The sequence below is a fragment of the Pseudomonas sp. P4_B3 genome, from assembly GCF_056402295.1.
Map to the genome: position 1 here is coordinate 45,599 of NZ_JBFUHR010000004.1, position 20,834 is coordinate 66,432.

The 20,834-nt window shown below is 60.5% G+C and carries 19 protein-coding genes and 3 pseudogenes; 10 read left to right on the plus strand and 12 right to left on the minus strand.

Going from position 1 to position 20,834, the window contains the following annotated elements; translation table 11 throughout:
* Window positions 1–124 precede the first annotated feature (124 nt).
* Entirely contained in the window at window positions 125–1,012 is an 888-nt protein-coding gene (locus AC1DWG_RS05635) for a LysR family transcriptional regulator (RefSeq protein ID WP_477787459.1), read from the minus strand.
* 107 nt (window positions 1,013–1,119) lie between these two features.
* On the opposite strand from AC1DWG_RS05635, the gene AC1DWG_RS05640 reads away from it, so the two are divergent.
* Window positions 1,120–1,413, plus strand: coding sequence for a muconolactone Delta-isomerase family protein (locus AC1DWG_RS05640; protein WP_477754389.1), 294 nt, complete (start codon window positions 1,120–1,122; stop codon window positions 1,411–1,413).
* Between the two features lie 98 nt (window positions 1,414–1,511).
* On the opposite strand, the pseudogene AC1DWG_RS05645 reads toward AC1DWG_RS05640, so the two are convergent.
* A pseudogene (locus tag AC1DWG_RS05645) lies at window positions 1,512–1,733 on the minus strand (transposase domain-containing protein); the annotation flags it as partial.
* Window positions 1,734–1,859: 126 nt separating this feature from the next.
* Between AC1DWG_RS05645 and AC1DWG_RS05650 the strand changes: the two are divergent.
* The 3 genes and pseudogenes from AC1DWG_RS05650 to AC1DWG_RS05660 all read left to right on the plus strand — a co-directional run.
* Window positions 1,860–2,114 (plus strand): annotated as a pseudogene (locus AC1DWG_RS05650) (transposase); the annotation flags it as partial.
* Window positions 2,115–2,231: 117 nt separating this feature from the next.
* A pseudogene (locus tag AC1DWG_RS05655) lies at window positions 2,232–2,324 on the plus strand (heat-shock protein); the annotation flags it as partial.
* A 186-nt stretch (window positions 2,325–2,510) separates the two neighbouring features.
* Window positions 2,511–3,032, plus strand: coding sequence for a hypothetical protein (locus AC1DWG_RS05660; protein WP_477764380.1), 522 nt, complete (start codon window positions 2,511–2,513; stop codon window positions 3,030–3,032).
* Here the strand turns inward: AC1DWG_RS05660 and AC1DWG_RS05665 are convergent.
* Window positions 3,029–3,391, minus strand: a complete 363-nt coding sequence (locus tag AC1DWG_RS05665; RefSeq protein WP_210639524.1) for a winged helix-turn-helix transcriptional regulator — start codon at window positions 3,389–3,391, stop codon at window positions 3,029–3,031. The genes AC1DWG_RS05660 and AC1DWG_RS05665 overlap by 4 nt on opposite strands.
* 112 nt (window positions 3,392–3,503) lie before the next feature.
* Here AC1DWG_RS05665 and AC1DWG_RS05670 point away from each other — a divergent pair, with 112 nt between their 5' ends.
* On the plus strand, window positions 3,504–4,238 hold the full coding sequence (locus tag AC1DWG_RS05670; RefSeq protein ID WP_477787460.1) for an SDR family NAD(P)-dependent oxidoreductase: 735 nt from the start codon (window positions 3,504–3,506) through the stop codon (window positions 4,236–4,238).
* 73 nt (window positions 4,239–4,311) lie between these two features.
* Window positions 4,312–4,911: an NADPH-dependent F420 reductase gene (locus AC1DWG_RS05675; RefSeq protein ID WP_477787461.1), complete on the plus strand. Its 600-nt coding sequence runs from the start codon at window positions 4,312–4,314 to the stop codon at window positions 4,909–4,911.
* Window positions 4,912–5,026: 115 nt separating this feature from the next.
* Here the strand turns inward: AC1DWG_RS05675 and AC1DWG_RS05680 are convergent, their stop codons facing one another.
* Window positions 5,027–5,479: a winged helix-turn-helix transcriptional regulator gene (locus tag AC1DWG_RS05680; protein ID WP_477754385.1), complete on the minus strand. Its 453-nt coding sequence runs from the start codon at window positions 5,477–5,479 to the stop codon at window positions 5,027–5,029.
* Window positions 5,480–5,639: 160 nt separating this feature from the next.
* Between AC1DWG_RS05680 and AC1DWG_RS05685 the strand changes: the two genes are divergently transcribed.
* The 4 genes from AC1DWG_RS05685 to AC1DWG_RS05700 all read left to right on the plus strand — a co-directional run bounded on the left by AC1DWG_RS05685 (window position 5,640) and on the right by AC1DWG_RS05700 (window position 9,051).
* A complete protein-coding gene (locus AC1DWG_RS05685) occupies window positions 5,640–6,275 on the plus strand; it encodes an NADPH-dependent F420 reductase (protein WP_477787462.1) in 636 nt (211 codons plus the stop codon).
* Between the two features lie 46 nt (window positions 6,276–6,321).
* Window positions 6,322–7,290: an SDR family oxidoreductase gene (locus tag AC1DWG_RS05690; RefSeq protein WP_477764376.1), complete on the plus strand. Its 969-nt coding sequence runs from the start codon at window positions 6,322–6,324 to the stop codon at window positions 7,288–7,290.
* 85 nt (window positions 7,291–7,375) lie between these two features.
* On the plus strand, window positions 7,376–8,317 hold the full coding sequence (locus AC1DWG_RS05695; RefSeq protein ID WP_477764375.1) for an SDR family oxidoreductase: 942 nt from the start codon (window positions 7,376–7,378) through the stop codon (window positions 8,315–8,317).
* Between the two features lie 113 nt (window positions 8,318–8,430).
* Window positions 8,431–9,051 (plus strand): NADPH-dependent F420 reductase, encoded by a 621-nt coding sequence (locus AC1DWG_RS05700; protein ID WP_477764374.1) that lies wholly within the window; start codon window positions 8,431–8,433, stop codon window positions 9,049–9,051.
* Between the two features lie 289 nt (window positions 9,052–9,340).
* Here AC1DWG_RS05700 and AC1DWG_RS05705 read toward each other — a convergent pair whose 3' ends face one another.
* From AC1DWG_RS05705 to AC1DWG_RS05740, 8 genes are all read right to left on the minus strand, one after another.
* On the minus strand, window positions 9,341–10,315 hold the full coding sequence (locus AC1DWG_RS05705; RefSeq protein ID WP_477754380.1) for an aliphatic sulfonate ABC transporter substrate-binding protein: 975 nt from the start codon (window positions 10,313–10,315) through the stop codon (window positions 9,341–9,343).
* A gap of 109 nt (window positions 10,316–10,424) precedes the next feature.
* Complete coding sequence (locus tag AC1DWG_RS05710) at window positions 10,425–12,914, minus strand: TonB-dependent receptor plug domain-containing protein (protein ID WP_477787463.1); 2,490 nt, start codon at window positions 12,912–12,914, stop codon at window positions 10,425–10,427.
* Window positions 12,915–12,950: 36 nt separating this feature from the next.
* Window positions 12,951–13,448: a RidA family protein gene (locus AC1DWG_RS05715; protein WP_477787464.1), complete on the minus strand. Its 498-nt coding sequence runs from the start codon at window positions 13,446–13,448 to the stop codon at window positions 12,951–12,953.
* 24 nt (window positions 13,449–13,472) lie between these two features.
* The gene (locus AC1DWG_RS05720) at window positions 13,473–15,047 is read right to left on the minus strand and encodes a flavin monoamine oxidase family protein (RefSeq protein ID WP_477764371.1); all 1,575 of its coding nucleotides are present in this window, start codon (window positions 15,045–15,047) and stop codon (window positions 13,473–13,475) included.
* A gap of 35 nt (window positions 15,048–15,082) precedes the next feature.
* Window positions 15,083–17,215: a TonB-dependent receptor gene (locus AC1DWG_RS05725; protein WP_477787465.1), complete on the minus strand. Its 2,133-nt coding sequence runs from the start codon at window positions 17,213–17,215 to the stop codon at window positions 15,083–15,085.
* 414 nt (window positions 17,216–17,629) lie between these two features.
* A complete protein-coding gene (locus AC1DWG_RS05730; RefSeq protein ID WP_477764369.1) occupies window positions 17,630–18,589 on the minus strand; it encodes a D-isomer specific 2-hydroxyacid dehydrogenase family protein in 960 nt (319 codons plus the stop codon).
* Entirely contained in the window at window positions 18,586–19,785 is a 1,200-nt protein-coding gene (locus AC1DWG_RS05735) for an acyl-CoA dehydrogenase family protein (RefSeq protein WP_477787466.1), read from the minus strand. The genes AC1DWG_RS05730 and AC1DWG_RS05735 overlap by 4 nt, the downstream gene beginning before the upstream one ends.
* Window positions 19,786–19,821: 36 nt before the next feature.
* Window positions 19,822–20,832, minus strand: coding sequence for an ABC transporter substrate-binding protein (locus tag AC1DWG_RS05740; protein ID WP_477754373.1), 1,011 nt, complete (start codon window positions 20,830–20,832; stop codon window positions 19,822–19,824).
* Window positions 20,833–20,834 lie beyond the last annotated feature (2 nt).

Consider the following 20,834-nt stretch of genomic DNA (forward strand, 5'->3'; position numbering starts at 1 on the left):
CTTGGCCTTTCTTGAATCTGGTTATACCAGGCCCAAAGCTGTCTTTCAGGATGAGCTCATTCCGGCGTCATCAGCACCGTAAGCGTCCGCGGAACACACCTTGCCTAGTTAAACGGTCGCCCATTTATGCAGCCGCCAAGAGCGCTTGCCGGAGCGTCGCGACAAGCGGCTTGGGGTCGTCCTTGCGCCAGATGGCATAGACCCTGACCCGTGAAGGAAACCAGGACAGCTCGCGAAATATGACGCTATCTGCAAGAAAATCCCGAAGACTCGCCTGGACAAAGGTAATGCCCAAACCTGAGGCCACCAGCCGCAAGGCTGCCAGCAGGTCATCCGCCTCTACCTTGATGTCAGGCAAGAAACCGCAAGCGGAACAGTTCTCAAGAAAACGCTGGCGGGCCGCAGGATTTTTTGACCGGGCCAAGGCAACCCAACGCTCCCCGTTCAAGTCTTGAGGAGCAATGCTCGCTTGCGTGGCCATAGCATGTCTTTTTCCCAGAACAAGCAGTAGCGCTTCGCTTGAAACCTCCATGGACTCTATGTCTGCGCTCTCAGGAACTGAATAAACCAGCCCGAAATCGAGCGCTCTACCGAGCAGGGCCTCGGATTGTTCTGAGGAGCCCATGGGGCGGAGTTCGAAGGTAGCAGCCTGATGGCCTGATTGCAGACCCGCAAGGGCACGCGGTAATACATTGGAGTGCATGGCCGCTTCGACATAACCCACGGCAATATGGCCTGTCTCACCAAGAGCGATACTACGCGCCACTGCTTCGACTTCAGATGCATGGGCGACCAGGCTGCGCGCCTCCTGATGGAAAAGACGTCCTTCGTCAGTCAGGCGCATGCGCTGACGTGCGCGTTCGAACAACCTCAGACCAAGCTGCGCTTCAAGCTGAATGATTTGCCGACTCAAAGGCGACTGCGAGATATGTAGACGGCTGGCGGCTTGACCGACATTTTCAGTTTCAGCGACAGCGATAAACGCAACAAGCAATCGAAGATCTAAGGTCATGTGAATCGGGTCTCAAGTCATGCAGAACGCGTCTTGGACCAGAATAGTATTTTTTGCAATTATCCGTGAACTGTTTAAACGACGAACGCCTTGAAGGGGATATACATATGCAGTTCATCACGCTTTCGCGTCGAGTCTCGGAGCGTTTTTCTGACGCGGATTTTGCGCCTCATCTCGAAGCCGAAGCACAGCGTGCCAGGGCTCTCTATCTGGAGGGATTTATCCGCAACATCTGGCACCGGGGTGACATGGGTGGCGCCTGCCTACTGGTTGAAGCCGAAAACGAGGCTGCCGTTCGGGAAAAGCTGGCAACGCTGCCACTGGTAAATTCCGGGATGCTGGAAGTTACTTCTGTTGTACCGTTGAAACCTTATGGTGGATTTGGCCCAAGAATCCAGTAACCGCTCTTCGTCCGATAATATTTCGTACAGAGCCCAAGGAGGCACTCGATGCAATTCGTCAAACTAGGGTATGCGTCCGGGCCTCCCGTCTTGCGTCACTAAACCGGTTGCCACCTATGCGGCAGCAGCTGCGCAATATCACTTGCCCGTTGCGTCGGTAGGCGCGTGAGCACGTCCTTCAAATAGGCGTACGGATCATGCCCGTTGAGCCGCGCCGACTGGATCAAACTCATGATCGCCGCCGCCCGTTTTCCGCTGCGCAGGGAACCTGCAAAGAGCCAGTTTTTGCGTCCGAGTGCCCACGGCCGAATCTGGTTGTCGGGTAGTCAGACGCGGTCACCCGCGTCCAACCCCCTAAGAACCGTGCATGCGAGTTTCCCAGTGTAGTGGTCTAATTTCCCCGGACACCTCGATAAGTGGAAAATGCATCTATCGAGGAGTTTTTCATGACCGACAAACGCAGGACATTCGACGACAGCTTCAAGCTGCAAGTCGTGAAGATGATCAAGGACCAGGGGCTGACTGTTCCGCAGGTCTGCCGCGATCTGAATATTGGTGAGACAGCCGTCCGGCGCTGGGTGCAGCAGTACGAGGCTGAGCAATTGGGGCAGCCCGGGATTGGAAAACCGCTAACCGCCGAACAGCAGCGTATCCGGCAGCTGGAGCAGGAAAACCGCCAGCTCAAGATGGATAACGATGTATTTTTTCTCACCCGCTCCGCAGCGCTAAATCTTGGAAGAGTTAACCGATGACGAATTAACCCATTTGTCGGCGCAAGACTGATCCACATGTAAATCGGCACAAATCCGGCGCCAACAACTTATCTTCATCAAGTTATCGCACAGCGGGCATTTCGGCTGTCGTTTCGCTCGGTGGAGCACATTGAAGTGCAAGGTGCAAAGCTCACCAATGTGGCCAGCCCCTCTAACTGCATCTCTGGACGAATGGTCAACTCTTCGAGTAGATCCGTCATATCAGTCCGGCCATGCCTTCAATAGTCTGAACCCCAGAATCATAGCGCTTTCACGCGGTTGATCGGCAACGCAACAGCGTTCGCTGCGTTATGTACATCATCCAATCAAAAAAGGAATAGTCGAATGTTCGGGATCTCTGCCCTTGGCTGGGTACACACCCTCGCAAGCTTGCCAGCCATTCCCTTGGCTGCCTACATGTTCATCAGGCACGGGCGCATCGTGCCACGGTCGCGGGCCGGCCTTGGCTATTTCGTCTCGATGTTGATCGGCGGCTTTACTGTGTTTCTGGTGGCCCATCAACCGATCAGCCCTGTGATCGGGGCGGTCACGATCGTGCTGTTGCTCGCCGGTTACGGAGTCGGCTTTGTTGTCTGGCTGGGTCGGGCAAGGGTGTACCTTGAAACCATCTTTCTGAGCTTGACGGCGTTCTTGCTGATGGTCCCGACCGTCTCGGAGACGTTGCGTCGAGTCCCCGATGGCCACCCCATCGTCACTGACCCGAATTCGCCATTGCTCAAAGGTGCGCTCGGTTTTATAGCCCTTGCGCTCGTTGTTGGCGTGGCGGCTCAGGTGTTCGCTCTGCGAAAAGACGGCGCGCGCCTGCGCAAAATCGTCCCACTCAGCGGTTCGTCTGCATCCCGCTAGGCCAAAGCGTCGCGCTTGGCGAAGATGCTTGCCATTTGCGCCGCGTTCTCGGTTCCCCAGGTGCACAGCGGGATGATCGCATCAGCCAGACTACGGCCGAGCGGGGTCAGCGTGTAGTCCACGCGCGGGGGCACTTCCTTGTAGTCGGTCCGTGCAAGCACCTGATCGGCTTCCAGATCCTTCAACTGCTGGATCAGCACCTTGTCGCTGACTCCAGGGATCAAACGCTTGAGCTCGCCATAGCGTTTCGGGCCGCCGCGCAGGAAAAACAGGACCAGCGGTTTCCACTTGCCCGAGATGATGCGTAGCGTGGCGTTGAGCCCGCAACCGGTGTCGCAGATTTCAGATGTCGTCGTCATTTTTTGATACTTACCAAAAGGTGCATACTTGTCCTTAGGTTATCAGCGCTGCATCCTCGTCTCAAGCAAGCAATTTCCTGCTTGGGTACAACTCCAACGAAGGATGCACGTCATGACCAGACTGAATGGAAAGACCGCCGTGATCACCGGCGGCGCTACCGGTATCGGCCTCGCCGCAGCGAAGCGCTTCATCGAGGAAGGCGCCTTCGTCTTCATCTTCGGCCGCCGCCAGGAAGCGCTCGACGCCGCCGTGGCCGAGCTCGGGCCCAATGCGCGTGCGGTGAAGGGCTCGGTCTCCGATCAGGCCGACCTCGACCGACTCTACGCGGCGGTGAAGGTCGAGCGCGGAACCCTCGACATCGTCTTCGCCAATGCCGGGGCGGGAAGCCCGCTTGCGCTCGGCAAGATCACCGCAGAGCACATTGACGAAACCTTCGACACCAACGTGAAGGGGACGATCTTCACAGTCCAGAAGGCGCTGCCGCTGATGGGGCAGGGCGGTTCGATCATCCTGACCGGATCGAGCGCCGGCACCACGGGCGCCCCGGCATTCAGCGTCTACAGCGCAAGCAAGGCGGCAGTGCGCAACCTCGCGCGGACCTGGGCGGAGGACCTGAAGGGCACCGGCATCCGGGTCAACGTGCTGTCACCCGGACCGACGGCGACCGAACTCGCGAAGGCAGCGCTAGGCGAGGAAGGCATGAAGGTCTTCGCCTCGATGAATCCGCTCCAGCGCATGGCCGATCCAGCGGAGATCGGAGCGGCGGCCGCGTTTCTCGCATCGCAGGACAGCAGCTTCATGACCGCCAGTGAGGTCGCCGTCGACGGCGGTCTGGCGCAAATCTGATTCGCTACGCCCGAGCGGTCACTCCATTTCATATTTGGAGCCCGCAGGGCGTGGCAAACCAAAGGAGATTTTTATGAGCTACGCAATTATCGGCTTCGGCAAACTCGGCCAGGCGCTTGCCAAGGCGTTTGCCCGCAAAGGCATCGAAGTATCCGTTGCAACCACGCGCGACCCGGAAAGTTTTGCCGCCGATGCGGCCGCGATCGGACCCTCGATCATCCCCAAAAAACTGGTGGAAGCGCTCACGGCGGACATCATCTTTTTGGCTGTCCGTTTTGAGTCGCACCGGGAAGTCGCGAAGGCGCTGCCAACCTGGAAGGGCAAGACCCTCATCGATGTGACCAATGCCTACGGCGTGCCCCCTGAGGAACTGGGAGGACAGCCTTCCTCCAAGGTCGTCGCGCAGGCTTTCACGGGTGCAAGACTGGTCAAGGGCTTCAACCATTTGGTCGCTGCCGTCCTTGACCAGGATCCGGCTGTACAGGGTGGCAGGAGAGTCGTGTTCCTGGCGAGCGACGATGATGGCGCCGCAGCGGAGGTGGGTACGCTTGCGGAAAATCTCGGTTTCTCGCCGATCAAACTTGGCGGGCTTTCGGAAGGTGGACTGCTTGTGCAGGCGCGTGGAAATAGCTGGGGCCAGCTGATCTTTAAGGACTTGGTCAAGTTTGACTGATAGATCGTGATCGTCAATTTTGATGCGATCTCCCTCGTGGAAAAGGGCAGCCACAGTCTGATTGAAGTGAGGGCGACGCCGTGTACGCCGTGACAGCGCGCGTTTGCCGCCTTGTTCATCCCCCGCTCTCAGGAAAGATGCACCCGCCATTGCGGACCAGCGCCTTCACTTCATCGCTCACCTGCATCGGGTTTTGACTTAATCGAGCCACAAACTCCTCACGGCGCCGCACGTACGACTTCGAATCATGCTTCGCGCTCCAGAGCACAATGTTGATCACAATGGGAATGAGGTCCAGACCCTTCTCGGTCAACGTGTAAAAGTCCTTGCGCCTGTCGTCGGGGCTTGGCGCCTTCGAGAGAACGCCTTGCTTCTCAAGAAAGGCAAGTCGCGAAGCAAGCACATTGGTCGCGATTCCCTCTTCCGATTTCAGGAAATCGCCATACGTCTTCTTTCCCACAAAAACGATGTCGCGAATGATCAAGAGCGACCAGCGGTCGCCGAAAATCTCCACGCCGTAGTTCACCGCGCAATGGGACCGAAAGTCTTCTTTAAGAGTTGTCTTCATGGCTGGATCTTAGCATCGCTTGCATGTCGCAAGTAAAACTCAGTAGATCGCTTGCTTTTTGCAAGTGAAGCGCCCAGCATGGATCGCACGTTGAATGAGTTCGCCGGATCGCACCAGCAGCCTTGGAATGATCTACCCCATACCTGCAAGGAAACCGCGCATGAGCACTATCAGCATTATCGGCTCAGGTGACATGGCCGCAGCGATCGGCGGCCTTGCCGCCAAGGCCGGATACACCGTCGAGTTGATGAGTCGTGACGCCGCCAAGGCGCGGGCGCTGGCCGAGCAGATCGGAGCCGGCGCCACGACAGGAACGTTCGGCGCCGCGCCGGCTGGGGATATTGTCATCCTGGCGGTTCCCTACGTCGCCGTTCTCGACGTGGTGAAGCAATACGGGGAAGCACTGGCCGGCAAGCTTCTTGTCGACATCACCAACCCCGTCGCCCCCGACTTCACAAGCTTTGTGACCCCTCAGGACAGTTTCGGTGCACAGGAGATCGCCAACGCCGCCCCTACCGACGCCGAAGTCGTCAAGGCGTTCAACACCCACTTCTCCCACGTTCTGGCCGCCGGTCCTGTCGAGGGGCACCCGCTGGACGTGTTCATCGCCGGGGACGGCGCGCAGGCGAAGGTACGCGTCTCGGCGTTCATCAAAAGCCTCGGACTGCGCCCGATGGACACTGGGCCGCTGCTTATGGCTCGAACGCTGGAGCACGTCTGCCTGCTGTCGCTGGGCCTCATGACCCACTCGGTCAAAAACACCCATTTCGCGATCGGCGTCAGCCTTCCTGGCTGAGCGCACGCGCACGTCTCGTATCACACTGCTCAGAAGGGCCAATAACATGCTCGTTTTCGTCACTGGCGGCACCGGCCACGTCGGTTCGTACGTCATCCCCGACCTCATCGCAGCCGGCCACGAGGTCGTCGCTCTGGCAAGGTCAGACGCGTCCGCGTCAGCGGCGTCCGCGCTCGGCGCCAAGGTGCGTCGTGGAGATCTTGCCGACCTCGAAGGGCTCAAGGCGGCGGCGGTCGAGTCCGACGGCGTCATCCACCTCGGATACAGGGCCGAACTGCTTCCGTCCGGCGGGATCGCCGCCTTAGTCGAATCGGAACTCGCGACCGTCCTCGCGTTCGGCGAGGCGCTGGCGGGCACGGATAAGCCACTGGTCGTTGCAGGCAGTATCGGCACGCCCATGAACGTGGGCAGAGCGGCGCCTATCGGCGCACCGGTCAGTCTGGGCCGACCGGCGACCGAGGATGATCCCGCTCTACCTGGCGGCCCGATCGATTCAGGCACTCTGTTGGCACGCAATATCGTGGAAACCGCCGTCGTGGGTCTCGCCGAGCGAGGTGTTAGATCGTCGGTCGTGCGGATTCCCACACTCTTACACAGTGCGAGCGGTCGCCTGCAGCTGATCATGCTCGCGAAAACAAAGGGTTTCGCCGGCTATCCGGGAGACGGCAAGAACCGGTGGCCCGCCGTGCACGTCCGCGATCTTGCCTCTCTGTTCCGCCTGGCGCTCGAGAAGGGGGCCGCAGGCAAAACCTGGCACGCGATCGGCGACGAGGGAATCCCGTTCCGCGAGATCGCCGAGGCTATAGCCGCTCGCCTGGGAATACCCGCCGTGAGCATCCCCGCGGACGAACTGATGCTGCCGGGCTACTTTGGGTTCCTGGCGGCAGTGGCCACGCTAGACCTCCCCGCGTCGAACGCCATCACCCGCCAGGCGCTTGGCTGGGATCCCGTTCAGCCCGGTCTGATCGAGGACCTGGACAACGGCCATTACTTTGCGCCGACTGACTTGAGCTGACGACGGGGCGCTGGATCGCAAATGCGTCCGGCACAGTCCCCTTAGCACCTTTTCCCGCACCCTATCACCCACGAGGAGCACGCATATGCACGTTTTTGTTACTGGCGGCACCGGCCATTCCGGTCCGTACATCATCTCCGATCTTATCGCCGCCGGCCATAAGGTCACTGCCCTGGCTCGGTCCGACACGGCCGCGGCGCAGGCTGCTGCGCTCGGCGCCAAGGTACGTCGCGGCAATCTCGAGGATCTCGACGGGCTCAAGGAGGCGGCCGCAGCCGCGGACGGCGTCATTCACCTCGCGCATCGGCAGGACCTGATTCCAACCGGCGGGATCAACGCCGTTGCGGCCGCGGAACTTGAGATCATGCTCGCCTATGGCGAAGCACTGGCCGGAAGCGCAAAGCCGTTGGTCGCATCTGGAAGCGTCGGCTCGCCCGGGTGGGAGGGCTTGGGCCGGCCGGCCACCGAGGAGGATCCGCCCCTTCCCGGCGGCGATCCGTACAAGAATACCCTGCGGGTTCGGAACATCGTGGAAACCACGGTGATCGGTCTCGCCGAAAAGGGCATACGGTCTTCGATCGTGCGGATCCCTGAGATCATGCACAGCTCCACCGATAACGCCGGCTTCCTTCCGCTATTGATCGGGCTGGCCAAGGAAAAGGGTGTCGTCGGCTACCCCGGAGACGGTGCCAACCGCTGGGGGGCCGTGCATGCCCGTGACCTCGCCACCGTGTTTCGCCTGGCGCTGGAGAAAGGCGCCGCGGGCAGAAGCTGGCATGCAATCGCCGACGTGGCTGTCCCGTACCGCCAGATCGCCGAAGCCATTGCCAGCCGGTTGAATCTGCCGGCCGTGTCTATTCCCGCGGACGTGCTGATGCTGCCTGGCTACTTCGGGTTCCTTGCGAATCTGGTCACGCTGGACACCCCGACATCGAACGCCATCACGCGCCGGGTTCTTGGCTGGGAACCGACCCAGCCCGGACTCTTCGCCGATCTTGATAGCGGTCATTACTTCCCGGCCGACTGATGAGATGACGGCACACCGCCGGGTCGCACTGCGCCCGGCGGGTGGCCAAGCCGCGACGGCGTAACCCGTCCAGAAAAGATGGAAAATACCTGATTTCAGAACGGAGACTGCACATGAGCACTATCAGCATCATCGGTTCGGGAGGCATGGCCACGGCGATCGCCGGCCGTATCGCCAAGGCCGGACACACCGTCGAGGTGGTCAGCCGCGATCCCGCCAAGGCGCAGGCGCTTGCCGACAAGCTCGCATCCGGAGCGATCACAGGGACTTACGGCGTCACTCCGGCGGGCGACATCGTCATTCTCGCCGTGCCGTACACCAGTGCGGTGGCGGTACTGGCCGACTTTGGGAAAGCGCTCGACGGTAAGGTGATCATCGATATCACCAACCCGGTCGCTCCCGACCTCTCGGGCCTCGTTACCCCCCACGGCAGTTCCGGCGCGCAGGAGATCGCCAAGGGCGCCCCGGCCAGCGCGCATGTCGTCAAGGCGTTCAATACCCTCTTCGGCCAAGTACTTGCCAAGGATGAACGCCTCGACGCGTTCATCGCGGCGGACGATGCGGACGCCAAGGCGCGCGTCTCGACCTTCCTCGAGAGTCTCGGGCTGCGTCCGTTGGATGTCGGCGGCCTGCAGATGGCCCAGACGCTCGAGTGGCTCGGTCTGATGATGATCGGCCTGGCTAAAAACGGCGCCGGCACCTGGGACATCGCCATGAATGTCGATATCGGCTGAATCACCGACACCACGTCCTCACCAGCAGGCCCACAACGTGTCCGATTAGATCGGACACGATCCTGGGTAAAGGAAATGGAGAGATTTCGATGAGCACACAAGAGAATGTCCAGACTGTGAAGAATTTTTTTGCAGCCATGGGCCGCGGCGATAAGCCAGGTCTGCTGGCGTTGTCTGCCGAAGATATCGAGTGGATCATTCCGGGCGAGGACTGGCCGCTGGCCGGCACGCACCGCGGGCACCAGGGATTGGTGGATTTGCTTCAGAAGGCTTCCGAATCATCCACGCCTCACGGCTGCCAGATCCCGACATCCTGCGCATCCACCGCCTTGGGCAACAGGCCGGCGGCAAAAAATGCATCGGCGATTTTCTGTTGCTCACCCAACTCGTCGCTTTTGACCGGCTGCACCTGATAGCTGCGATGGCTATTGGCGGTCTCGACCGTATCCAGGCCAAGGTTGCCCCACAACGGACTCAACACCTGAGCCGCCTCACGGGGATTGGTTTTTACCCAGCTACCGGTTTTCTCCAGTTGGTCGTAAACCACCTTGAGCACTTGTGGGTGCTCCTCGGCGTAGCGGGTGCTGGTCAGGTAATAGCGCTTGTAGCTGGCCAGGCCTGCGCCGTCAGCCAACGTGCGGGTTGGCAGTTGGCGTTGGGCGCTGGTGAGGAAGGGTTCCCAGGTGACCCAGGCGTCGACCTTGTTGTTCTCGAAGGCGGCGCGGCCATCAGCGGGCGACAGATAGGCCGGTTGAATGTCCGAGAATTTCAGGCCGGCTTTTGTCAGGGCGGCGATCAACAAATAATGGCTGCCGGCGGCTTTGGTGACGGCCACTTTCTTGCCTTTCAAATCCGCCAATTGATGCAGGGACGAGTCCTTGTGCACGACGATTGCCTGGGCCGAAGGCGAGGGCGCTTCCTGGGCAAAGTAGGTCAGTCTGGCCTGCGCGGCCTGGGCGAAGATCGGCACGGTGTCCGCCACGTCGGCGCTGATGTCGACATTGCCGACATTCAGCGCCTCCAGCAGAGGCAGGCCGCTTGGAAACTCATGCCAGCTCACGTCGATGTTCTGTTGCGCGAGGGTTTTATCCAGGGTGCCTTGAGTCTTCAACAGGGTGATGAGGGTCGATGACTTCTGGTAGCCGATCCGCAGCGTTTCCCGCGCCTGGGACGGCAGGGAGAACGTCAAGGCCAGCGCAACGACCAGACCGGCCAGCACGGGACGACGGAATTTTGCTTCAGTGTATGGGGTGGATTTCGACATGGCACGCTCGATATCAGGAAAAGAAAGGTTCGACTGACCTGAATAATATGGTTATAAAAAATACTTTATAAATACTTTTTAAGAATTAGCTTAGTGGGGTTTTTTTCCGTCAGAACGCGTACTGCAAGCGGGTGTAGTAGTACCCACCCGTGAAGCCGAACGGTGAAAAGCTGCCCCAGTTGTCGCCGAACGAAGAGTTGGGTACACCGATATGATCGGGGTATGTGTCGAACAGGTTCTGCGCGCCGAGGGCGACGGTCAGCTGTTTGGTCAGTGCGTACGCGACATCGAGGTCGGTGATCCACTTGGCGGAGTATTCGCGGTCCAGGCTCGGATCGGCGGAGCTGTTGACCTCGGTGTAGGTGCCGAAACGGGTCAGGCGCAGGTTGACGTCGAAGTCGTGGATCGCCCAGTCGGCGGAGAAAATCGCCTTGCTGCTGGGGGAGGTCTTGGTAATCAGCGCACGGGCCTGGCGACCGAGCAGTTGATAGCTGCTGTTCAGGGCCGTGAGTTGCGACGGGGTATCGTTGACGCTGAGGATTTGCGTGTGGTTGTAGTTCAGCGCCGCGGTCCATCTCACCGAGCCGAAGCTGTTCAGGTTCTGCCGGTAATTACCCACCACATCGACCCCTGACGTGCGAGTGCTGGCGCCGTTGGTGAAGAATTGCGCCCCGGCGGTGGCCGGCACGCCGATGCTGTCGAGCAGGGCGGCGACGCCAGGGCCCTGGAAGCGTTCACTGAGTACCAGGCGATCGCGCAGGTTGATCACGTAGCCGTCCACCGTCAGGCTCAGGTTTTCGCTCGGGGTCAGGGCGAAGCCGAGGCTGAAGTTGGTGGAGCGCTCGGGTTTCAATGGTTCTGCGCCCAGCGCCTGGGCACCCGCCGAGTCCACCGGCAGAATCACGTAGTTGTAGGACTGGTAGACGCCATTGATGGTGTCGAACCCGGTCGAGCGGGCGGTGAAGACCTCGTTGGCCAGCGACGGCGCGCGAAAGCCATTGCTGATGGTGCCGCGCACCGAAAACACCGGGTTGAACTCGTAGCGGGTACTGAGCTTGCCGCTGCGCGTACTGCCCACGCCTTCGTTGTAATGCTCATAGCGCGCCGCGACGCCCAGGTACCACTGCTCGACAGGGTAGAAGCCCAGGTCGATGTAGCTGGCGACGTTGTTGCGACTGACCTTTTGCTCATCGTCCGGGGTGATGCCGTTGGTGACCTGCGCGCCGGGATCGGGACGTTGGCCGGCGCGCGGATGGCCGGCCGGGAACACGTAGCCGCCGTCAATGTAAGAGGCTTCGGAGCCCGCCCGGGTCTCGTAGCCATCGCGTCGATGCTCGAACCCGAAGGCGACATCCAGTGGCTTGACCAGGCCGATGTCGTAGCTGTTTTTCAGGTCCAGGTTACTGGTCCACTGATCGGCGATGAAGATGCCGGAGGTGAATTTGTTCGGGGTGTTTTCCCCCAGTGACGGGTTCTGGTTGTCATAGGTGCGCTGCTTGGCGTAGTTGCGTCCGTAAGTGCTGCTCAGGTCCCAGGCCCAACCGCCGATATCGTCACCCCTGGCGCCGAAGGCTGACTGGAAGTCGGTCTCGTTGATCAACCAGTAAGGGCTGTAGCCGTCGGGGAAGCCGTTGGGACCGGTGGTGATGGTGTTGCGGCCGCTGGGCAGACGGAAATTCTGGCCGTCGTTGTTTTCCCGCGTAGCCAGTGTCGAGAACGAGTACAGCGTGACGGCATCGTTCAGGGGCAGGTCGAGGTTGTAGGCAGCATCCGCCAACTGGCTGCGCGGCAAGCCGTAGCCTTTGTAAGTGTGATGGCTGGCCGTGGCCTCGCGGGGGTCGGGCGAACCGTCCGCCAATGGATAGTAATGTGAGCTGTAACCGTTGCTGCCGGCCTTGTTGTCACGCTCCTGGTAGCGGGTATCGAGCGAGACATTGAGTACGCCGGCGTCCCCGACTTCGAAGCCATAGTTGAGCGCTTCTTGCCCGGTACCGCGTTTGCCGTCGTAGTTCTGGCCCAGGATCGTGTCCGAGCTGCCGCCGGTGGTCTGCTTGAGGATGATGTTGATCACCCCGGAGATGGCATCGGAACCGTATTGGGCGGCCGCGCCATCACGCAGCACCTCGATATGATCGATGGCGGCCACCGGAATCAGATCGAGATCGCTGGGTGCCGCACCGCTGTTGATGCCATTGATGTTCAGCGTCGCACTGGTATGCCGGCGCTTGCCGTTGACCAGTACCAGCACGTGGGACGCGGTCAGGCCGCGCAGGGTGGCCGAGCGCACCACGCCGCTGGCATCCCAACCCGCCCGGTCGGGCAGGTTGAACGACGGAATGAATTTACTCAGCGCCTCCAGCAGGCTCGGTTTGCCGACCGAGCGCAGTTGATCGCCGGTCACCACGTCGATCGGTGTCGGGCTGGTGGTGACGGTGCGTTGCTCGGTGCCGCGGTTGCCCGTGACAACCACGGTGTTGAGGGTCGGCGAGCTGGTTTCGGCGGCCTCGATGCTGAACGAGGCGAGGCCGCAGGCAAACGACAGCGGGACTAACAAGGGACGAAAGGAAGGCGCCGTTCGACGCACCGGGCAGTTGAGCATGAAGGTGAAACTCCTGAATGGCGGGTGAATTCCGTGTCACTTCTTGCGAGCGGCGACGGCTTCGATTTCGACCAGGCCGCCGGGCAGCGGCAGGGCCACCACTTGAATGGCGGTACGTGCTGGTTTGTTCGGTTGCGCGGTGCTGCCGAAGAACGGCGTATAGCCTTCTTGCAGTCCGGCAAAATCCAGCTTGCCGCCCTTGGCCGGGTCCCCCACCAGGAACACCCGCAGTTGCACCACATCGCCGAGCCCAAGCCCCTGGGCTTCCAATACGCCCTTGAGTTTGTTGAGAATCGAAGTGGTCTGGGTCGCGGTGTCGCCATAGGCGGAAAAGGAATCCTTGGGCGCTTTCGGGTCGTGCAGGTCGGCCAGCAGGCCACTGACGAACAGCAGGTCGGTTTGTGCCGGCACGGACACCGCCAGCGAAATCGGAAAGTTCGAGTTGGGCAGGGCGATACGTTTGATCTCGTCGGCGTGGCTGCCAAGGGTGGTCGCGGTCATGAGCAGTCCTGTCAGCAAAGTGATGGCTTTCATCGTTCAATCCTTTTATTGAGTGAGTCAGGCGGCAACGCCCGGTTGATTGCGTTCGGCATGTCGGCCGATCAGCGAAACGATGCGCCGCGCCGAGTCGGCGGCGCTGTTCTGCCAGATGCCGACGCCGCCATGGGCCAGGGCATCGCTGGCCAGATAGGTGCGGCCCTGAGGTTCATTAAGAATCTGGTAGGCGCTTTCACCGACCTCGTCGTTGACGATCCACGGGCCTTTGCTGAACGGCACCTTGGCCCAGTTGATGGCCACCGGTTTTTGCAGCTTGGTGCTGTGTCCGGGGTGCAGTAGTTCCACGGCTTGCCGGGAGGAGGCGAATTGTTCGGCGAGGGATTTCTTGCTAAAGGCCTGGGCCGATTCGCTGGTGTTGTAGGCGGCGACCAGAATTCCTTGTGCGCTATTGAGGCGATCGCTGGGGTACCACAAGCCTTTGACTTCATGGTCCAGGTAGGAAAGGCCACCGTAGATGTTGAAGTCAGTTTCCCAGAACCGCGGCGACTGCCAGGCGACCTTGTTCGCCTGATCGCTTTGTGCGGTCTCAATTGCTTGCTTGAACGGTTGGCTGAAGTTGCTCGGCAACTTCGCCAGTAGCGGCAGCGGCACGGTGACGATGGCGTAATCAGCGGTCAGGGTCTGGGTGGTACCGGTCTTGCGGTCGCGGTAGGCGATGCGGCTGCCTTGCTCGGAAGTCTGGATGTCACTGACTTCGGCATTGAAGCGCACCGCATCCTTGAGTTTTTCGTAGAACGCATAGGGAATGCGGTCCATGCCACCGACCGGCTGGAACATGGTCGAGGAAAACTCCGGTATCTCATCGAATACCAACGCGCCCCAGAGCTTGGGATTGAGCAGGGTTTGCAGTTCCAGTGGTGCGCGGGTGATACCGGTTTGATCACCCGCACCGGGCACCCGTGTGTACCCCGAGCGCACCGAACCTTTGTATTGAAGGTCGGCATTCAGGTCGCCATAGACCTTGAGGAAACTCAGCAGCGCCTTGCGGTCGTCGGCGCTCAAGTCCTGGTCCAGAGCCTTGCGGCTGACGGTTCGCGCCAGCAACTCGGACAGTTGCCCACGCGTGTCGTTGACCGCCTGGCGCAACTGGAATGCCGGTTGTTTCGGGTCCGGCAAGGCCAGTGCGTTGCGGCTGCTGTTGACCAGCACTTGCAGCTCTACGCCCAACTCACGGCAGTAGCCGAGGATGGTCTGGTGATGGCTGGGGATGCGCGCAGGGCCTGCGTTGAAGAACTGCCCGTCATCGAAGTCGACTGTCTGGCTGATGCCATCGTCGAAATCGACTTTGGTACCGCGACGCAAGGTCCAGTTGCGCCCGCCCACCCGTTCGCGGGCTTCAAGTATGGTGACGGTAAAACCAGCCTTGCGCAGTTCATAGGCACTGACCAGGCCGGAAATGCCGGCACCGACCACCACCACATGCTTGCCTTTGCCACTGCTGCCCAGTTGCAGCGGATTGAAAGTCGATGCCACGGCCTGAGGCGTCAGCCCCAGCGCACCGAGGGCGCTGACAGCAGCGGAATAGCCACCAACGGCGGCAATGCGGGAAATCAGTTCCCTGCGGGTGAAAGCCATAAAAGTGCTCCTTGGCATGCTTGCCTGTATGGGGGTTAAAGGTCGTAGCGCACGGACAACAAGAGGGTTCGCGGGTCGTTGATCGCGTAGTAGCGGGCGCCACTGGACGGCACGAAGCCGACCGATTGCGGGTACGCGCGATCGAGCAGGTTTTTCACCGACAGCGTGGTAGTCCAGTGGCCGTCGCCGGAGATGTAGCGGGTGTTGGCGTTCCAGAAGGTCTGCTGGGGAATTTCCTGGACGTCGTCGTTCAGCGCGTTGGCGAAGGACTTGGTCTGGAATTGCGCATCGGTGCCGGCCAGCCAGGTGCCAGGCAATCCAGACGGGATGGTGTAGTTGAGGCCGACGCTGGCGTTCCAGCGCGGTGAAAACACCAGCTGCTTGCCATTGGCGTCGACACCCGCGCCACCGGCGTTTTGGAAGTCGTCGTACTGGCTTTCCAGGTAGCCGACGTTGGCGGTCAGTTGCAGGTCGTTGGTCAGTGCGGTCAGGGTTTCCAGCTCGACGCCGTAGGTGTGCGCCTTGCCGACGTTGGTCCGCAGGCTGACACCCAGCGCCGGGTCATAGGCGTTGGTCTGCAGGTCTTTGTAGTCGTTATAGAACAGCGCGAGGTTGGCACGCAGGCGACGGTCGAAGAAGTCACCCTTGAAGCCGGTTTCCCAGGTGGTCACGTCTTCCGGTGAAAACGCCTGTTCGGCGGCGGCCTTGGTTGGCGCGCGGTTGTCAAAGCCACCGGCCTTGAACCCCTTGGCCACGTAGGCGTACTGGTTCAGGTGCGGGGTCCAGGCGTACTCGAAGCCGAGTTTCGGGCTGGTGGACTGCCACGATTTGCTTGAGTCGGCGCTGAAGTTGGTCCCTGTGATCTGTCGGCTGGTGGTGATGGCGTAGTTGGTGTAATCGAAATTCTTGTGCTCGCGGGTAAACCGCAGTCCGGCGATCAGCGCCAGCTGTGGCGTGATGTTGTAACTGCCCTGGCCATAAAGGGCGTAGCTCTCGGTATTGGTTGTGCTGTACTGGCCCTGGCCGATCACCCGGTTGCGCGCGATGGAAAAGGTCAGGTTGTCGCGCTCGGCGTCGAAACTTTCGTGGTACAGGTACAGGCCGGTGCTGAAGTTGAAATCGTCGTAGTCGCCGTTGAGCTGCAATTCCTGGGTGGCGTAGTCCTGGTTGTAGTTGATCAGGTTGTTCTGAATCAGGGCTGCCTGCCCCGAGTTGTCATAGTCCACCGGTTGGTTGAATGCGGAGTAGGCAGTCACCGATTTGACGTTCAGATGGTCGTCAATCGTGTAGATCGCGCGCAGCACCGAGCTGCCCTGGTCGAGTCGGTTTTTCGGATTGAGGCTGCTGTAGCTCTTGAATTTATCGAAGTGACCGTTGGCATCGAATGGCGTGTAGCTGGTGGTATCGCCACGGTCAAACGTACCGGCCAGGGTCAGTTGTACATCCCAGGGCGAATCGTCGGGGTTGTAGCGCAGCTTGCCGCGATAGGACTGGATGTCGATGTTGTTCACATCGGTGTGGCGTGTCGGGTTGGAGACGGTGCCGTCACGGGTCAGGCGAATTGCCGAGAAGCTGCCGAACAATGCGTTGTCCACCAGCGGACCGCTGATCAGCAGGCGGCCGTTCTGCGCGTTGTAGTCACCGGCGCCGAGTTCGAAGAAACCACGGGTTTCCTGGGTCGGATCGCGGGTGATCACGCGGATCGCACCGGCGCTGCTGTTACGCCCATACAGCGTGCCTTGCGGGCCGCGCAGCACTTCGACGCGTTCGACGTCGTTGAAGTCGAGCATCGAGGAAATGGCCCGTGGGATGTACAGGTCATCGGCGTAGACCGCGACGGCCGACTCCTGGATCGGATCGGTTTCACCGATGCCACGTATCCCGTAGGTCTGCGCGCTGTAGGAGATCGACTGGCGGCTGAGGGTCAGGTTCGGTACCTGCCCGGAGAGGTCGCGAATGCTTTTGATCTGCTTGTCTTCGAGGGCCTTTTCGTCGAATGCGGAAATCGCCAGCGGGGTCTTTTGCAGGTCTTCTGTGTGGTGTTCGGCGGTGACGGTAACGACAGGGAGGGCACCATCCTTGGTGTTTTCTTCGGCGTGAGCCGACAAGCCGAATATCGCCAGCGACACGGCCAGCGTCAGACGGTTTGAACGGAAAGTGTTGTGCATGGTGAGCCCCGGGTGTGTAGATGCTGTGTCGGCGTTGTCGGTTTTTTATGGGCAAAGCGTTGCCGGGGCCGTGGTTTGAAGACCATGGCGGCGGTGGCTTGAGCCGGTTTCTGGTTTGGGTGCAGCGGTTGACCGTGGAGTGGTGTCGGCCGGAAAAGCTTTAGTTCCGTGGGCCTCCACCTGGTCAGGGGTCGGTGATGGTTGTAACAATATTTATATAAGTAGCGGCTGTAAAAGTCCGATTAGTTATAAGTTAATTATAAAAAATAGGCATTAAATAGTTAATAAAAATGCGTAAGTCTGATGTTGTGTGTTGGCCGTAAAAACGAAATCGCGGGCAAGCCACGCTCCCACTGATAATGCAAAACCTGTGGGAGCGTGGCTTGCCCGCGATGACGTCAGTTCGGTAGAAACTCAATACCCGCGTTGCACGTTCGCCTGATTCTCCAACGCCAAACCATTGAGAAAACGTTCGAGATTGGCCAGGAAACTGTCGGCGATTTCATGGCGACTGTTGCTGGAAATCGCTGAGGTATGGGGTGACAAGCGCACCCGCGGATGGGCGTATAGCGGGTGACCGTCCGGCAACGGTTCGGGTTCGGTGACGTCCAGCGACGCCAGGCCGATGCGTCCGGTGTCGAGCGCTTCGAGCAACGCTTGATGGTCGAGCAGGCCACCACGGGCGATGTTGATCAGGTGCAGGCCCGGCTTGGCGCTGGCGAGCACGGCACTGTCAACGATATGCCGGGTGGCGTCGGTCAACGGTGCGGCCAGCACCAGATGATCGGAACGCGCAAACAGCTCATGAATGTCCCGCGCCGCTTCGACGCCTTCAACCTCGAACGGCGTCTGACTCTGACGCAGCGCCAGTACCTTGATGCCCAGGGCGTGGGCCTTGGTCGCCAGGCTGCGGCCAATGGCGCCAAAGCCGAGAATCCCCAGCGTGGTGCCCTTGAGCGGGGTCAGTGCCGTGAAATTCCATTGCGAGTCATGCACCCAAATGTCCGGCAGGTGCTTGGCTGCGGCGAAGATTGCGGCCAGGGCGAACTCGGCGATGTTTTCGGCAGCGCTGCCCCGCGAAGTGCTCACCGGCGGGCCGTTGAACAGCCATTGCGGGTAGAAGTCGATGCCCGACGACACCACTTGAATCCATTGCAGCCCATAGGGCCAGCCCGGTGGCGGTGTGTCCGGGGCCTGATAGCCACGCACGTTGATTGGCCGTGCCAGCAGAATGCTGACTTCCGCCGGCAGGTCGCTGGGCACCCCGGCCGGCACGCCGATGACGCGAGCCTCGGGATGGGTTTGACTGAGACGCTGGCGGATCACTTCGTTGAAGTCTTCGTCCAGTTGGCTGGCGATGACAAGCTGGCTCATGGGCGTTCCTTGGACTGGGATGGGGGCTGGCGCCGGGCAAATACGGCTTTGCCGACGCCTTGCAGGATGGCGTCGTTTTGCGGGGTGTGGACGCGGCTGCACAGCACGTCGCGGTAATGCCGTTGCAGCGGATTATTACGTGACAGGCCCGGATTGCCGGACGCCTCGATGGCCAGCTCGACGGCACGAATCGCATTGCCGGTCACCAGGTATTTCAGCTGTGCCGCGTTGCTGGCCGGCGTGTGGCCCTCGGCGGCGGCATCGAGCAAACTGCGGTTGGCGAACAGCAAAGTGTCGATGTGGCCGACGGTTTCCTGAAAGCGCGGCAGGGTCGACAACGCTGCGCCGAGGTTGGACGGCGCTCGGGTTTCCAGCCATTGCACCAGCCAGTCGCGGGCAGCCTGGGCGACGCCGTCGTAGACCGATGACAGCAGCACCGACATCCACAGAAAACCATCGCCATCGAGTTCGGGTTGCGGCGCGCTCCAGCGGCTGACGCTGACCGCGTGATCCAGCGGCACCAGCACGTTGTCGAATACCACCTCATGGCTGCAAGTGGCGCGCATGCCCAGATGATCCCAGTCCTCGATGATGCTGATGCCCGGCGTGTCCTTGTGCACCAGCCAGGCACCGACCAGCGGGTCCTCATCACTGCTGCGCGCCCAGACGCTGAACCAGGTCAGGCCATGGCTGCCGGTGGAGTAGGTTTTTCGCCCGCTGATCCGCCAGCCAGCGGAAGTGCGTCTTGCGACGGTCGCCGGCAGACCGCCGCGCGCGGGGGTGCCGAGATCGGGCTCGACCCGCAAGGCGTTGATCAGCGCACCCTTCTGGATGGCGTCATGCGCCACTTGCAGACGCAACGCTTCGGGCCAGTTTCGATTGTCTTGCAGGCGCGAGTGCTGGAGGTACTGCATCACCAGGATCAACGCCGTCGAAGGCTCGCCTTTGGCGATTGCACTGATGGCTTTGCGCGCCTGTGCCAGGTTCGCGCCGCCACCGCCCAGGGCTTTGGGCACGGTCAACGCAACCAGGTCGTGCTCATGCAACAGCTTGAAGTTGTCATGGGGGAAGGCGCCGCTCTCGTCATAAACATGGGCAGTGGCGCTCAGCTGTTCGCTGATGCCTTCAAGCAAGGCCTCGAAATTGGCGACTTCGACCGAGCGCAGCACGGGCGGGTGTTGGGAAGAAAGACTCATGGTGATTTCACTCGATCAAAAAGGGTGAGAGCCGGCTCATAGCGCAAGCAGCTTGAACTGACGGTCCCAAAGTGGGCTGACATCGAGCCGTTCACTCAACACACCCGCGTCGAAAAACAGGTCTGCCACTTCCTGCTGCGAGGCGATGGCCTGATCGTTCACTTCGATGATTCTCGAGGCCTGGCTGCGGTTGTTGTACATGTCGAGGAACACGGTTTTATCGACACCCAACAGCTGCGCCGATTTGGTGGCCCAGGGTTCGGGGTTGTTGTTGATCCACTCCAGGGTGCGCGCTTGTCGCTGCAGGTAGTCCTGAATGGCCTGCTTGCGCAGTGGGTCTTCCAGCGCGGCAGGGCGTGCGGCGATCAGGTAGTTGCCGGACAAATACCCCAGCGCGGTTTTCAGTACGCGGGCGCCACTGCGGAACTTCGCCAATTGGATGAACACGCCGTAGATCACCCAGGCATCGAGCTGTCCGCTCTGAAAAGCGGAAAAACCGTCCTGAGGCGTGAGCGCCACCGCGGTGATGTCCTTCATGGTCAGGCCCTGTTCCTTCAATGCCTTGATCAGGAAGTAGTGCGAGGTGGTGGAGCGCACGTAGCCAACCCGCTTGCCGCGCAACTGCCCGACCGATTCGATGGTCGAGTCCTTGGGAATCAGGAACACCTGGTTGTTCACGTCGCCTTGCAGCACCGCGATCAGTCTCGGTTGACGGTGACTCTGGATCGAGAAGATCGGCGGGATCTCACTCATTGAACCAATGTCCAGGCTGCCCGACGCCAGTGCTTCGACGATCAGGTTGCCACCGGCAAATTCCGCGTAATCGACTTTATACGGGCGCGTGGAGGTGCCGGCGTCATCGGTGAAGTACGAATCCTGGCCGCGATAGGTGGCGACGCCCAGGGTCAAGTCCGAGAGGCTGGTCGTTTGGGCGAACGCTCGAGAGGCCAGTCCCAGTGAGGACAACCCCAACGCACCGAGGGCGATCGAGCTGGCCGTGAGAAAGCCGCGACGATTGAACTGTCCCTGTGTGATCTTTTTCGTCATGG